A 13,044-nucleotide genomic window follows, 5' to 3' on the forward strand; every position below is an offset into this window, starting at 1 on the left:
AGGAAACCTATCATAAAATGGAAATAATAACCATTTACAAACGTTCTGAATTACTTGTCCAGTTTTGGTAAAACTTAGCTAAAATGAACATTTGTTACCTAAAAATAAATAAATGATTTCTTTTTTGAATTATAAAGTAAATTGTTGTTATTTAGATACTTGATTCAACAATAACCTTCTTAAAAACATTATTATGAAACAAATTACTCTTGTGAGCAGAATGATACTTCTCCTCACTATTTTGCTTGCTGGAAATGAAATTTTAGCTCAAAGTCAATTTAACACTGTTATTTCGGGAGGTAGCACCTCAACTTTTGGGAGAGCACCACAAGGGGAACGAGCAATTACAAGAACGGTATTTATAGTCACGGATGCTGAAATTGCCGCAGGTGGAATTTCTTCTGGAGAAATGATAAGTGGATTAGGTTTTACCTATGAAACTGCTCAGGATATAACTACAACTGGAAATATTCAGGTTTACCTTCAAAACACTATGGATACTAGCAACACAAAACCAACCGATTGGAATGGTATTATTACTGGAATGACCCTTGTAAGTGATGCATCCACTACAGTTCCTAATGTGACTGGAGATTATAATCTAGAGTTTTCTAATGGTACAAGCTTTACCTATACTGGTGGTAGTCTATACGTTGCGTTTGATTATCAAAACCTAAATAACCCTACAGCAAATACACCTAACGTTGCCTTTTGTGACAATCAGCCTGTAGGCGGTGCTCCAGGACTTCTAGGAGCACGCTCTGATGTAGGAAGCACCACACCACCTACTACTTTATCACCTTCTAATTTTAGACCACAATTTAGACTAGGAGTTCCAGTAGCATGTGCAAGGCCTACAAGTTTGGGATTTACTAACCAGACAGCCACAAGCGCAGATTTGACCTGGACACCTAACGGAGGTACTGGAATTGAATTAGAATGGGGACCGCAGGGATTTGATCAACGTACTGCTGGAACATTAGTAAGTGGAGCAAACGTTGTTTCTCCTTATACACTTAACGGTTTAACACCTAATACTGTTTATGACTATTATGTTAGAACTGTTTGTGCTGGATCTAACAGCAACTGGAACGGGCCATTTACATTCACTTCGTTATTCTTACCTAGCAATTTACCTTACAATACAGGTTTTGAAAATGATGAATTCTCTTACTATGGTTGGACATTTGAAAGAGATCCCTCAGGAACTATCGGTAACTTTTGGCAGTCAGTGAATTTTGGAGTTGGAGATCCTAATGTTCAAGAAGGAGCTTATTCTGCTCGAGTAGGTGCAGGTGTTACTACTGCACAAGCAAATGACTGGATCATATCGAGAGGTATCAATATAGCAGCTAATGAAACGGTTGATATATCATTTTTTACAGCAGCTTTACAGACAGGCACAACCACGCCTGCTCAGTATATTTTAACAGTGGGAACGTCTCAAAACGTTGCTGCGCAAACAACGGTAATTGCAAATTCCGCTGGATTCAGTAATACTGCATTCCAAATTAACAATCATAGTTTTACTGCCACTAATGCGGGCGTATACTATTTCGGTCTTCAAAATGCTATTCCGACTAATGCAGCAGGAAGTGTCTTCTGGGCAGTAGATAATTTTACTGTGGTCTCTACAACAGCTTCTGTAGAAGACATCGATGCAAATGCTTTCAAATTATATCCTAATCCAGCCAGTGACAATATATTAGTAAGTAGTGCTGAATTCAACATTACAGAAGTAGCTGTTATGGACATGAATGGTAGAGAAGTCATGAAAAATTCTTTTCAAGATACCCATCAAGCTTCTTTAGAAATTTCTAGCCTCAGTTCTGGAATGTACCTATTGAGAATTACAGCTGATCAAGGAACGGTGATTAAAAAGCTCACTAAAAAGTAATTAGTTGCTTACTTATTAAAAAATAAATCCTGTGGAATACATTTTCACAGGATTTTTTTAATTCAAAAAATGTTTAATTGAAGTTTGATAAAAAATCAAGGATTGTTTTATAAACTTGATTCATCTCTTCTTTTGTACTGGTAAATGGAGGTACGATATAAACTGTTTTACCTAATGGTCTTAAAAATAGCCCTCGTTGCCAGAACCACTGAAAAATCTCATTGCGTTTGTTACCATAGCGTTCCACTTCTATAGCAAGATCTATAGCTAGAATAACTCCTATTGTTCGCACATCAGCTACTTTATGATGGTTCTCAATTTGATTTGCAAAGTTTTTATTCCTATTAGATATTTCTTGAATGCGTTGTTGGATATCTAAAGAAGTTAATAAATCGATCGCAGCGCTTGCAACTGCACAACCTAGAGGATTTCCTGAATAGGTATGACCGTGAAAGAGCCCTTTAGCAAGCTTATCATCATAAAAAGCATCAAATATTTTTTGTGTACATGAGGTTATTGCCATAGGCATAATACCGCCAGTTAGTGCTTTGGAAAGACAAATAATATCTGGCTTTGCCCCTATTTGATCGCTTGCAAAATTAGTTCCTGTTTTACCGAATCCGGTCATCACCTCGTCTGCAATAGCAATAACACCAAGCTGCTGGAATTTATTAATTACCTCACAAAGAGACTCAGCGTTATTGAGTTGCATAGCTGCAGCTCCTTGCACTAACGGCTCGTAAATAAAACTAGAAACATCATATTCCTTTACGATAGATGCAACATGATCGAGAACTTGTTCTAGATTTTCCTCAGTAGGTGCAGGAATACGGATCACATCAATAAAAAAATCTTCAAAAGGGCCGTTATATACAGACAAGCTACTAGCGCTCATTGCGCCGAAAGTATCTCCGTGAAAGCCGTTATCAAGTGCTACAACAACATTGCGCTTCTCATCACGATTGAAATGATATTGAAAAGCCATTTTAAGAGCAATCTCGACACTGGTTGATCCATTCTCAGAAAAGAATAACTTCTGCTGGTTCTCTGGTAAAATATCGATCAATTTCTCGCTTAACATAGCAGCTGGTTCATGTGTCATTCCTGCAAAAACCACGTGATGTAATTGATCTACCTGATTTTTAAGAGCTGTAGTGAGTTTAGGATTTGTATGACCGTAGCTACAAGTGTACCAGCTAGAAATACCATCAAAATATTTATTACCGTCAAAATCATATAAATAGTTTCCTGAGGCATGAGAAATTGCAAGTGGCTCAGTAGCAGTTTTATGCTGGGTTAATGGGTGCCAAACATAATCTTTATCGTTCTTGAGAATCTTTTCTTTACTCATAAAGACTTTAGTGCATTTTCAAATTGTAAAGCATACTTGTTTATAACCGTAGCATCTATAAACTCTTCGCGATTGAGATGTCCTAAAGTAGGAAGTCCTGTCATTTGCTCAATCACCTCTATCGTTCCATCCAGATCAACATGGTTATAAATAATCCCTACGCAATTAAGACCTTTAGCTTTTAGCAACTCTGCACTTAATAATGTATGATTGATACTTCCTAAATAACCGGCACTTACTAAAATGACTTGATCATCAGGAGTAATTAAATCCACTATAGTTTGGTTATTATTAATAGGTACTAGCAATCCTCCAGCGCCTTCTATAACGAGTTGGTTTGAAGTTTGAGGTCGTATGATCTTTTCAAGCTCTATAGTAACACCATCTATTTCAGCAGCCTTGTGTGGACTCATAGGTGTTTTTAATCGGTAAACTTCGGGATGAGTTACAGTTTTTGCATTATCAATTAAATTAGAAATAGTGGCTTTATCTGTTTCGTCCAGACCACTTTGAATGGGTTTCCAGTAATCTGCTTGAAGTGCTTGTGCAACAATTGCAGCAACTACAGTTTTCCCAACGTCGGTACCTATACCAGTTATAAAAATATCACTCATCTACGTCAAATTTTGTATTGCAGTTCTTACATTGATAGTTTTTAGAACCTGAAAAAGGAACTATACTTAAAACAACCGCCTTTAATTTTTCTGCAAAAGTACGAGCTGTTTCAATATCCCGTAACTCTCTCGCATTTCTTTTATGACAATTAGGACATTGAACATATTCTACACGGTATTTTACAAGGTCGGGATTTGATGTTTCTAGTATTCCCATGGCTTTTATAAAATCCTCCTTATAAACTTGCATTTTAACGCCACCTATGGCATTTGTAGCAAAAGGATCTGTCGCAACAGTAAATTCATCTTTTAAAAAAACGTGCACCTGCTCGCTTTCAAGTTTTCCTTTTACCACAACAGCTTCGGCTGGATAGGAAAAAACAGCAATCGTTCTAAATTTACTCATAGTTTTTTTAAGGTTCTTGCGAGCAATTCTAACATAAGTTCAATTTCCTTTTCAGTGTTAAAACTATGTATACAAATACGCAAGCGTTCTTCTCCTTGTTGCACAGTAGGAGATAATATAGCACGAACATCATAGCCTTTTTCTTGAAGTATGGATGCTACTTTTTTTACTTTTCCATTACTAGAAATAGTACAGATTTGTATAGCTGTCTCGCTTTCGCGAAAGCGTAATCTCAAACCATTTTGCAACACTAATTTATTAAAAATTGCAATGTTATTGCGCAACTGATTGACGGCTTGATCACTCTGTATCAATGTGTGGTAAGCGTTTGAAATACAATGTAGTGCATGCTGAGGAAGCGCTGTGGTATAAATAAAACTGCGCGCAAAATTAATGAGGTACTCTTTTAAATCTGCGCTACCTAAAACTGCCGCTCCGTGTGCGCCCATTGCTTTTCCAAAAGTAACTACTCGAGCAAAAATATCGTTCTCTAAATGCAGTTTTTGAGCGAGTCCAACGCCGTTATTTCCTATCACACCTATGGCATGAGCCTCGTCTAGAATCAAGTGAACGTTATGGTATTTCTTTGTAAGTCGTACTAAACTTTGAAGATCTGGCATGTCTCCATCCATAGAAAAAACAGACTCGGTTATGACGTATACCTCGCGCTGGTCTGCATCACTAAATTTGGAAAGTAATATTTCTAAATGCGCTAAATCATTATGGCGAAATTTGAGCGACTTTGCCTTAGAAAGCTGAATACCATCCCTGATACTGGCGTGAACCAGTTGGTCAAAAAGAATCAAATCTGCACGGTCGGTGAGCGCGGGAATCAGGCCTATATTTGCGTCATATCCAGAATTAAACAGTAACGCAGCTGGTACTTTATGAAATTGAGCAATTTGTGCTTCTACCTGATCATGTAAATCACTATGACCAGAAATAAGACGGCTTCCTGTCGCTCCATTAGAATCTACATCTTTTGATAAAGGCAATTTTGAAAAACCTAGGTAATCGTTAGACGAGAAGTCTACTTTATCTTTATTTACAAACAGTTTACGTAAACTTCCTGAAAAGTGACGCATACCTATAAGAGCCTGTAATTTATCTGGAAGCATGGTACAAAAATAAGGTTTAAAAGATTCTTGTCCAGATGAAATGGTAAACTGTTAAAGTTAATATTAAGTTTAATCCAGAATTAAAATTACCATTGTAATTATCTAAATATCAATAACAGTCCTAACAAATCTATTAACAATCGCAACGTTCTAGAAATGTATTTGAAATTGAGAGTCTCACATTTTGCTATTTAATTGACAATCGCTCAAATATTCTGAAAGTAGTTACTGATTCCACTCAGGATACTTTGAACTGCATAAGAGGCAAGAATTAACCCCATAATCTTACTGATAACGGTGATACCATAACTACCTATCCATCTTTGCAAATGGTTTGCTGCTAATAAGATACCACAAGTAAGGCCTATCACCAGCAGCACGATAGCAGTTGTAATCGTTTGCTGTTCTATAGAATAAATATGATTATCTGTTAATAAAACTACCGCCATTATTGCTCCAGGCGATGCAATCGATGGAATAGCGATAGGAAATATGGTAACATGCTTGTAATCTGTAATCCTGTTTTTCTCTAGCTCTGGTTTCCCATCTCCAAAGATCATGGTTAGAGCAAAAAGAAATAAAATAACACCGCCAGAAATTTGAAATGCATCTAAGGAAACTGACATTCCTTCTAGAATAAGCTGTCCTATAACAATAAAAAACAGCAAGATCATAAAAGCAATTACCGAGGCTCGTACTGCGATTTTCTTTTTGTGTGCTAGATCAAATTCTTTAGTAGCTTCCAGATATACGGGAATAGACCCTATAGGATCAATAACTGCAAAAACAAAGAATATAGTAGTTAGAATTTCAACCATAATTAATCTATTCTCTCTGCTTTAGTTGTGAACGAGATACCTTGTTGCCCCATAGTTGATGTCATGATCCCTTCAAATAAAGGCTCTGGACAATTGAGAGGCGTTTTCCATTCTATAATAAAATTAGATCCTGTTCCACCAGAAATATCTAGCTCTTCAATTATTATTTCGGTGGTTTCTAAAGGCGCGAGATAGATAGTTTGATTAAAGTAATTTCTCAACGATGTACCTTCCGTATCAAAATACTCTGCTCTTAAAAGATAAATTGTGTCTGTTTCACTTTTGTTTCTCATGCTAACGGTAGTGGTCAAATTGCTTTTAACATGTTCTGTCCGGTTGTAAATTTGAGAATAAACTGATAAATAAGATTTACCATACTCTAGGGAATCTAGAGCTGATATATCAATAGCTCTCTTAGACCAGTTTTCAGGATTTATAGAACTTAATTCTTTCTGTTCTTCACAACTAGATAATATGATCATTACTAGTATGAATAAAAAACTCCATTTCTTCATTGTTTCCCATTATATTAATGTGAAAATAAAGATACTCAAACGAATTGCATTAGCATATTATAAATCGATCTATAAAATTTTTATTTCATAAATAAATCTTTTGCAATATATAAAATTATCGAAAAACAATAATTTTATATATATTTGTTATCGTTAAACAATAATTTTTATGAAAATAAGCTGGCTTAGTACACTTAGAGCGATTATGACTCTAGTTTATTTTTTTGCATGGTTATCGGCTATTGGTGCGCCCATTTCAATAATCTTATTTAGTTCTGGCGTGGAATCTGCTTTTGAAAGTTTAGGCATTAAAATTTATAATGTTCATTGGACATTTTATGGGGTTCTAGCTCTATCTATAATCGGTTATTGGTTATTTCTGGCTATGATTCATCATTTGAGAAAAGCTTCTTACCGAATCACTCCTTATAGATTTATGGACACACGAATTGAAAGACATTTTTATTATGCTGGTCTTTTTTGTGTGGTAGGCTCACTAGTTACGAAGGTTCCTGCTGTTATCTACAAGTATACTACTATGGCGATTGTAAAATCAAATAAGATCTTGCTCAACGATGTTTCTATAGACTTCGGTTTCTCATTTGATTCTTTTATGGTAATCCTTGCGTTTGGAATCTTCTTAATCATCATCTCAAAAATTATCAAACAGTCGATTTTAATCCAAGAAGAAAATGACTTAACCATTTAAGTATGAAAAATAAAAGATACTTTGATCCTCTTACAATAAGTTTTACTTTACTTATTATAATCGGTTCTACTATTACGATTTTATCTAGAGTTTCTAAACAAATACTTATTAGATATGACTTGATTAACACACAAAACACAACTACTAACTATTCACTGTTAGACTTATTTATTGGTAAAACAAATCCAACTACTCCTATAATTGAAATCGCTCCTAAAGCTATTTTCAATATCCTAATAATATATTCTGTCATTTGCTTTTATAGGTTTATGGTTAAATCAAATAAAGGATTGCTGTTTTCTAATTATTCGTTTCGATTATGGAATCAAATCAAAATAATTTACATTTTGATGAGTATTTCTGCCGTAATTCTTAGTCTTATAGGTTTGGAATTCCTTCCTTATGTTATTATATATGGTTTTGTAGGTGCGATCGCTCATTCGTTTAGCAAAATTTTCAAAGAATCGAGTATTATAAAGTCTGAAAATGATCTAACTATATAGCTCATGCCTATCTACATCAATCTAGACAATATGCTCGAGCAAAAAGGTATGAGAAGCAATGAGCTTGCTGAAATTATAGGAATCACCACTGCAAATCTATCTATTCTTAAAACAGGAAAAGCAAAAGCAGTGCGCTTCTCCACTCTTGAAGCCATTTGTGAAGCTTTGGAATGTCAACCTGGAGATATACTAGAGTATCGAAGAGAAAACTGAACCATTATCATAAAGGTGGGAACTTATTTCGCTTTCGCGAAAGCGGAAACTTCATACATTTTAAACAGGTAAAACATCCAGACTTCAGTAATTAGAAAAAAGCATTTTAGACAAAAAGTCTAACTGGGTTCTAAAACGATTACGATAGTTGTATGAAGAGCAATAAAAATCCATCAACTAAATTCCAAAAGGTTTTAAACGATAGTGTTATATTAGCAATTCTTAAAACCTAAAATGATGAAAAAAGTTCTTTTAATTCTCGCTTTAATTGTTGCTGGAACGGCGACTGCTCAAGACCTAACTAGAGAGATGACTATCGCACTGAAAAATGATAGCCCTAGAGACCTTGAAGTTTTAATTAATGATGCTAACAAAAACGAATGTTTTCAAGCTGGAACAAGAAAATCAACCCTTTTACAATTGGCCGTTCAAATGAATAGCGGTGATGTTATCGCGTATTTGGTTGATCGAGCAAAAGTTGATGTTGACCAAGCGTGCAACGACAACACACCACTCATGTGGGCTGCAAAAATGGGCAGAGCAAATACAATTGAATTATTGCTTGAGGCTGGTGCAGATAAATCAACTAAAGTTGATGGTAAAACTGCTTTAGATCTAGCTATTGCAAATGGTAATCAAAGATCTATCGAATTATTAAAATAAAATGACAAGTGGCTAATTAACAGTCATTGTCATAAATTACATACATAGCCTGCAAATTCATTTTTGCAGGCTTTTTATATGTAGATTTTATAGGAAATTGATCTTTACTAAAAGAGTATACCTTTGTCAAGTTTGATTTGTTTCATTATCATGTGAAAGGATACTGACATCAGTTAGCTTGATTGTAGCTATCAATAAATAAACGTATAAAAAAAGTCTCCATCATAAGATGAAGACTTTTTGTAGTATTGGTTTGTAATTAAAAGCCTAGTCTGCTAAAACGATCGCTTTATTATCTTTCATTTCTAAAACTCCTCCAGTAATAGCAAAATTTGTCGTTCCATCTTCTTTCTTAAATAAAGACACGACAGACTCATCTAACTCTACATTACCAAATATTTTAACTGACCCAGTAGTAAGAAGAGATACCACAGGTGCGTGATTATCTAGCATTTGAAACTGACCGTTAATACCAGGAACAGAAACTGATTCTACTTGACCACTAAAAAGTGTCATCTCTGGAGTTACTATTTCTAAAATCATTTTTTATCTAGTTTTCAGTTGCAGTTTTCAGTCTCAGTAAAACTGATTACTGACACTGCACCTGTTTACTTATTTTAAGCTTCAGAAAGCATTTTTTCTCCTGCTTCGATAGCTTCTTCAATAGTTCCTTTAAGGTTAAAAGCACTTTCTGGAAGGTGATCTAATTCTCCATCCATAATCATGTTAAATCCTTTGATAGTATCTTTAATGTCTACTAACACACCTTTAAGACCAGTAAACTGCTCTGCTACGTGGAACGGTTGAGATAAGAAACGTTGTACACGACGTGCACGACCTACAGCCATTTTATCTTCTTCAGATAATTCTTCCATACCTAAGATGGCAATGATATCTTGAAGTTCTTTATAACGCTGTAGTAACTCTTTTACTCTTTGAGCACAAGCATAATGATCGTTTCCTAGAATATCTGCTGTAAGAATACGAGAAGTTGAATCTAGTGGATCTACGGCTGGATAAATACCTAGCTCGGCAATTTTTCGAGAAAGTACTGTTGTTGCATCAAGGTGAGCAAACGTAGTTGCTGGTGCTGGATCGGTAAGGTCATCTGCAGGTACGTAAACCGCTTGTACAGATGTAATAGATCCTTTTTTAGTAGATGTAATTCTTTCCTGCATTGCACCCATTTCTGTTGCAAGTGTAGGCTGATAACCTACTGCAGATGGCATACGACCTAAAAGTGCCGACACCTCAGAACCTGCTTGTGTAAAACGGAAGATGTTATCTACGAAGAAAAGTACATCTTTTCCTTGTCCATCTCCTGCTCCATCACGGAAGTATTCTGCAATTGTAAGACCAGAAAGTGCTACACGAGCACGAGCTCCTGGCGGCTCATTCATTTGTCCAAACACGAATGTCGCTTTGGAATCTCTCATTCCTGCTTTATCTACTTTTTGAAGATCCCAACCGCCTTCTTCCATAGAATGCATGAAGTCGTCTCCATATTTTATAATTCCTGATTCTAACATCTCACGCAACAAGTCATTTCCTTCACGTGTACGCTCACCAACTCCTGCAAATACAGAAAGTCCACCGTGACCTTTCGCGATGTTATTAATCAATTCTTGAATCAATACTGTTTTTCCTACTCCGGCACCACCGAATAAACCAATTTTACCACCTTTTGCATAAGGCTCGATAAGGTCAATTACTTTGATACCTGTAAAAAGTACTTCGGTAGAAGTAGAAAGGTCTTCAAATGCTGGTGCATCTCTGTGAATAGAAAGACCATCTTTACCAGTTTTAGGAAGATCACCTAACCCATCAATCGCATCACCGATTACATTGAATAGACGTCCGTAAACATCCTCACCGATAGGCATTTTAATAGGATTACCAGTTGCTTGAACTGAAGTACCACGACTAAGACCGTCTGTGGAGTCCATCGAGATTGTTCTTACTGTACGCTCACCGATGTGAGACTGCACTTCAAGTACCAGTATAGAACCGTCTTCTCTTGCGATTTCTAGTGAATCATAAATTTTAGGAAGTGCACTATCTGCACTATCAAATGTTACGTCTACCACCGGACCGATGATTTGTGAAACGCTACCTGTATTCTGAGACATTGATATAATGTTTTAAAACTTAAAAAGATACAACTTTTAACGGCTGTTTTTCGTCGTGCAAAGATACTGCTTTCCTCTTTATAAAAACATGGAGTTTTTTATTTTTTTTAATTCTTAAATGCGATCCCTTTCAAATCAATTGTAACGAGAGGTATGTAGGTTATTGTTCTCGCTTTCGCGAAAGCGTAAATCAAAAAAGTCACTTCGTTAAGAAATGACTTTTAATTATCTAATTATATGAATAGGTATTACTCGACAGTAACACTTTTTGCCAAATTACGTGGCTGATCTACATTTTTACCTAACTTGACCGCTATATGGTAAGACAACAACTGCAATGGTATTGTAGTCAGAAGTGGAGTCATAAACTCGATAGTTTCTGGAACTTCAATCACATGATCTGCAAGGTTTCTTACATCCACATCTCCTTCAGTAACTATTCCAATAATCTTCCCACTACGTGACTTGATCTCTTGAATATTACTTACCACCTTTTCATAATGTCCCTTTTTTGTAGCAATAACCACTACAGGCATTTGCTCATCAATAAGCGCAATAGGACCGTGTTTCATCTCTGCAGCAGGATATCCTTCTGCATGGATATAGCTGATTTCTTTTAATTTTAAAGCACCTTCTAAGGCTACAGGGAAGTTAAAGCCACGTCCTAAATAAAGACAGTTTTTTGCGTCTTTATAGATTTCTGCCACTTTCTCAATATGTTCATTTGAGGTTAAAGCCTCTGCAACTTTCTCTGGTATAGTCTCTAACTCGTTCAGATAGGTATGAAAGTCACTTGTTGAGATCTTACCTTTCTTCTTAGCAAGCTGTAAAGCTATTAATGTAAGCACTGTAATTTGTGTCGTGAAAGCCTTAGTAGACGCTACACCTATTTCAGGTCCTGCGTGAGTATATGCTCCTGCATGAGTCTCTCTAGAAATAGAGCTTCCCACTACGTTGCATACACCAAAAACAAAAGCGCCACTTTCCTTAGCCAACTTAATAGCTGCCATCGTATCTGCTGTTTCACCACTTTGTGAAATTGCTATCAGTACATCTTCTTTATCAATTACAGGATTGCGGTATCTGAATTCAGAAGCATATTCTACCTCAACTGGTATTCTTGCCAGCTCTTCAAAAACATACTCGGCTACAAGACCTGCATGCCACGAAGTACCACAAGCTACGATAATAATGCGTTTTGCATTTAAAAATTTATCAATATGGTCGTCTATTCCAGCCATTTTAATAAGACCTTGATCTACAAGCATACGACCTCTAAATGTATCACGTATGGCATCCGGCTGCTCATAAATCTCCTTAAGCATGAAATGATCGTAACCACCCTTTTCAATTTGCTCTAGATTCATTTGTAACTCTTGTACATACGGATCTACTAAGGAATCGTCATGAATTTTTCTCACCTTCATTTCTTTGTGAGTACGTACCACTGCCATCTCTCCATCTTCTAGATAAATTGCATTTTTAGTAAATTCTAAAAAAGGACTTGCGTCGCTGGCAATGAAAAATTCATCTTCACCTACACCTATTGCTAGTGGAGACCCTAGTCTAGCCACTACAATTTCATTGGGCTTTCTACGATCAAAAACAGCAATTGCATAGGCACCTATTGTTTGATTTAATGCAATTTGAACTGCTTTACCTAATTTTACACCTTCCTTTCTTTGTACATCTTCGATCAAGTTTACGAGAACCTCGGTATCTGTATCTGATTGAAAGGAATAACCTCTATTTTTAAGTTCTTGCTTTAATGGCTCATAATTTTCTATGATACCATTATGTATAATTACGAGATCACCACTATTAGAAAAATGAGGATGTGAGTTCACATCATTAGGTACTCCATGAGTTGCCCACCTAGTGTGACCTATTGCAATAGTTCCTTCAGTTGAAATATCAGCTTCAATTTTGGATTCTAAGTCTGCAACTTTTCCTTTGGTTTTACTAAATCTAAGCTCCTTTCCATCATAAATGGCGATACCTGCACTATCATAACCTCGATATTCCAGTCTTTTTAGACCGTTTAAAACAATAGGGTATGCTTTACGATGCCCTATGTAACCTACGATTCCACACATATTGTATAATTG

At 36.0% G+C, this 13,044-nt stretch carries 14 protein-coding genes; 5 read left to right on the forward strand and 9 right to left on the reverse strand.

The window, feature by feature from the left end; all coding sequences use genetic code 11:
* Positions 1 to 193: 193 nt before the first annotated feature.
* Positions 194 to 1,897 (forward strand): T9SS type A sorting domain-containing protein, encoded by a 1,704-nt coding sequence (locus tag DDD_RS05655; RefSeq protein WP_015361822.1) that lies wholly within the window; start codon positions 194 to 196, stop codon positions 1,895 to 1,897.
* Between the two features lie 73 nt (positions 1,898 to 1,970).
* Here the strand turns inward: DDD_RS05655 and bioA are convergent, their stop codons facing one another.
* The 6 genes from bioA to DDD_RS05685 all read right to left on the reverse strand — a co-directional run bounded on the left by bioA (position 1,971) and on the right by DDD_RS05685 (position 6,719).
* Positions 1,971 to 3,248 carry an adenosylmethionine--8-amino-7-oxononanoate transaminase gene (bioA, locus tag DDD_RS05660; RefSeq protein ID WP_015361823.1) on the reverse strand — a complete coding sequence of 426 codons (1,278 nt, stop codon included), beginning with the start codon at positions 3,246 to 3,248 and terminating at the stop codon, positions 1,971 to 1,973.
* The gene (bioD, locus tag DDD_RS05665; RefSeq protein ID WP_015361824.1) at positions 3,245 to 3,862 is read right to left on the reverse strand and encodes a dethiobiotin synthase; all 618 of its coding nucleotides are present in this window, start codon (positions 3,860 to 3,862) and stop codon (positions 3,245 to 3,247) included. Before bioD ends, bioA begins: the two co-directional genes overlap by 4 nt.
* On the reverse strand, positions 3,855 to 4,268 hold the full coding sequence (locus DDD_RS05670; protein WP_015361825.1) for a putative signal transducing protein: 414 nt from the start codon (positions 4,266 to 4,268) through the stop codon (positions 3,855 to 3,857). The genes bioD and DDD_RS05670 overlap by 8 nt, the downstream gene beginning before the upstream one ends.
* Positions 4,265 to 5,386, reverse strand: coding sequence for an aminotransferase class I/II-fold pyridoxal phosphate-dependent enzyme (locus tag DDD_RS05675; RefSeq protein WP_015361826.1), 1,122 nt, complete (start codon positions 5,384 to 5,386; stop codon positions 4,265 to 4,267). Before DDD_RS05675 ends, DDD_RS05670 begins: the two co-directional genes overlap by 4 nt.
* 206 nt (positions 5,387 to 5,592) lie before the next feature.
* Positions 5,593 to 6,204, reverse strand: coding sequence for a MarC family protein (locus DDD_RS05680; RefSeq protein WP_015361827.1), 612 nt, complete (start codon positions 6,202 to 6,204; stop codon positions 5,593 to 5,595).
* 2 nt (positions 6,205 to 6,206) lie between these two features.
* The gene (locus DDD_RS05685; protein ID WP_015361828.1) at positions 6,207 to 6,719 is read right to left on the reverse strand and encodes a DUF3124 domain-containing protein; all 513 of its coding nucleotides are present in this window, start codon (positions 6,717 to 6,719) and stop codon (positions 6,207 to 6,209) included.
* Between the two features lie 169 nt (positions 6,720 to 6,888).
* Here DDD_RS05685 and DDD_RS05690 point away from each other — a divergent pair, with 169 nt between their 5' ends.
* The 4 genes from DDD_RS05690 (at position 6,889) to DDD_RS17240 (ending at position 8,807) form a co-directional block, all read left to right on the forward strand.
* Positions 6,889 to 7,428, forward strand: coding sequence for a hypothetical protein (locus DDD_RS05690; RefSeq protein ID WP_015361829.1), 540 nt, complete (start codon positions 6,889 to 6,891; stop codon positions 7,426 to 7,428).
* 2 nt (positions 7,429 to 7,430) lie between these two features.
* A complete protein-coding gene (locus DDD_RS05695; protein WP_015361830.1) occupies positions 7,431 to 7,931 on the forward strand; it encodes a DUF2975 domain-containing protein in 501 nt (166 codons plus the stop codon).
* Positions 7,932 to 7,934: 3 nt separating this feature from the next.
* Complete coding sequence (locus tag DDD_RS05700) at positions 7,935 to 8,144, forward strand: helix-turn-helix domain-containing protein (protein WP_015361831.1); 210 nt, start codon at positions 7,935 to 7,937, stop codon at positions 8,142 to 8,144.
* A gap of 237 nt (positions 8,145 to 8,381) precedes the next feature.
* Positions 8,382 to 8,807 (forward strand): ankyrin repeat domain-containing protein, encoded by a 426-nt coding sequence (locus DDD_RS17240; protein ID WP_052329255.1) that lies wholly within the window; start codon positions 8,382 to 8,384, stop codon positions 8,805 to 8,807.
* 267 nt (positions 8,808 to 9,074) lie between these two features.
* Here the strand turns inward: DDD_RS17240 and DDD_RS05710 are convergent, their stop codons facing one another.
* From DDD_RS05710 to glmS, 3 genes are all read right to left on the reverse strand, one after another.
* Complete coding sequence (locus DDD_RS05710) at positions 9,075 to 9,350, reverse strand: F0F1 ATP synthase subunit epsilon (RefSeq protein WP_015361834.1); 276 nt, start codon at positions 9,348 to 9,350, stop codon at positions 9,075 to 9,077.
* A 74-nt stretch (positions 9,351 to 9,424) separates the two neighbouring features.
* Positions 9,425 to 10,936: a F0F1 ATP synthase subunit beta gene (gene atpD / locus DDD_RS05715; RefSeq protein WP_015361835.1), complete on the reverse strand. Its 1,512-nt coding sequence runs from the start codon at positions 10,934 to 10,936 to the stop codon at positions 9,425 to 9,427.
* A gap of 248 nt (positions 10,937 to 11,184) precedes the next feature.
* Positions 11,185 to 13,032: a glutamine--fructose-6-phosphate transaminase (isomerizing) gene (glmS, locus tag DDD_RS05720; protein ID WP_015361836.1), complete on the reverse strand. Its 1,848-nt coding sequence runs from the start codon at positions 13,030 to 13,032 to the stop codon at positions 11,185 to 11,187.
* Positions 13,033 to 13,044 lie beyond the last annotated feature (12 nt).

It is taken from the genome of Nonlabens dokdonensis DSW-6, assembly GCF_000332115.1.
Taxonomy (GTDB): Bacteria; Bacteroidota; Bacteroidia; order Flavobacteriales; family Flavobacteriaceae; genus Nonlabens; species Nonlabens dokdonensis.

Bases quoted from the DNA above. Each gene is read 5' to 3' on its own strand.
- DDD_RS05685 (WP_015361828.1), bottom strand. From the start codon at position 6,719: ATGAAGAAATGGAGTTTTTTATTCATACTAGTAATGATCATATTATCT.
- DDD_RS05675 (WP_015361826.1), bottom strand. From the start codon at position 5,386: ATGCTTCCAGATAAATTACAGGCTCTTATAGGTATGCGTCACTTTTCA.
- bioD (WP_015361824.1), bottom strand. From the start codon at position 3,862: ATGAGTGATATTTTTATAACTGGTATAGGTACCGACGTTGGGAAAACT.
- DDD_RS05690 (WP_015361829.1), top strand. From the start codon at position 6,889: ATGAAAATAAGCTGGCTTAGTACACTTAGAGCGATTATGACTCTAGTT.
- DDD_RS05680 (WP_015361827.1), bottom strand. From the start codon at position 6,204: ATGGTTGAAATTCTAACTACTATATTCTTTGTTTTTGCAGTTATTGAT.
- DDD_RS05700 (WP_015361831.1), top strand. From the start codon at position 7,935: ATGCCTATCTACATCAATCTAGACAATATGCTCGAGCAAAAAGGTATG.
- glmS (WP_015361836.1), bottom strand. From the start codon at position 13,032: ATGTGTGGAATCGTAGGTTACATAGGGCATCGTAAAGCATACCCTATT.
- DDD_RS05670 (WP_015361825.1), bottom strand. From the start codon at position 4,268: ATGAGTAAATTTAGAACGATTGCTGTTTTTTCCTATCCAGCCGAAGCT.
- bioA (WP_015361823.1), bottom strand. From the start codon at position 3,248: ATGAGTAAAGAAAAGATTCTCAAGAACGATAAAGATTATGTTTGGCAC.
- DDD_RS05695 (WP_015361830.1), top strand. From the start codon at position 7,431: ATGAAAAATAAAAGATACTTTGATCCTCTTACAATAAGTTTTACTTTA.
- DDD_RS05655 (WP_015361822.1), top strand. From the start codon at position 194: ATGAAACAAATTACTCTTGTGAGCAGAATGATACTTCTCCTCACTATT.
- atpD (WP_015361835.1), bottom strand. From the start codon at position 10,936: ATGTCTCAGAATACAGGTAGCGTTTCACAAATCATCGGTCCGGTGGTA.
- DDD_RS05710 (WP_015361834.1), bottom strand. From the start codon at position 9,350: ATGATTTTAGAAATAGTAACTCCAGAGATGACACTTTTTAGTGGTCAA.
- DDD_RS17240 (WP_052329255.1), top strand. From the start codon at position 8,382: ATGAAAAAAGTTCTTTTAATTCTCGCTTTAATTGTTGCTGGAACGGCG.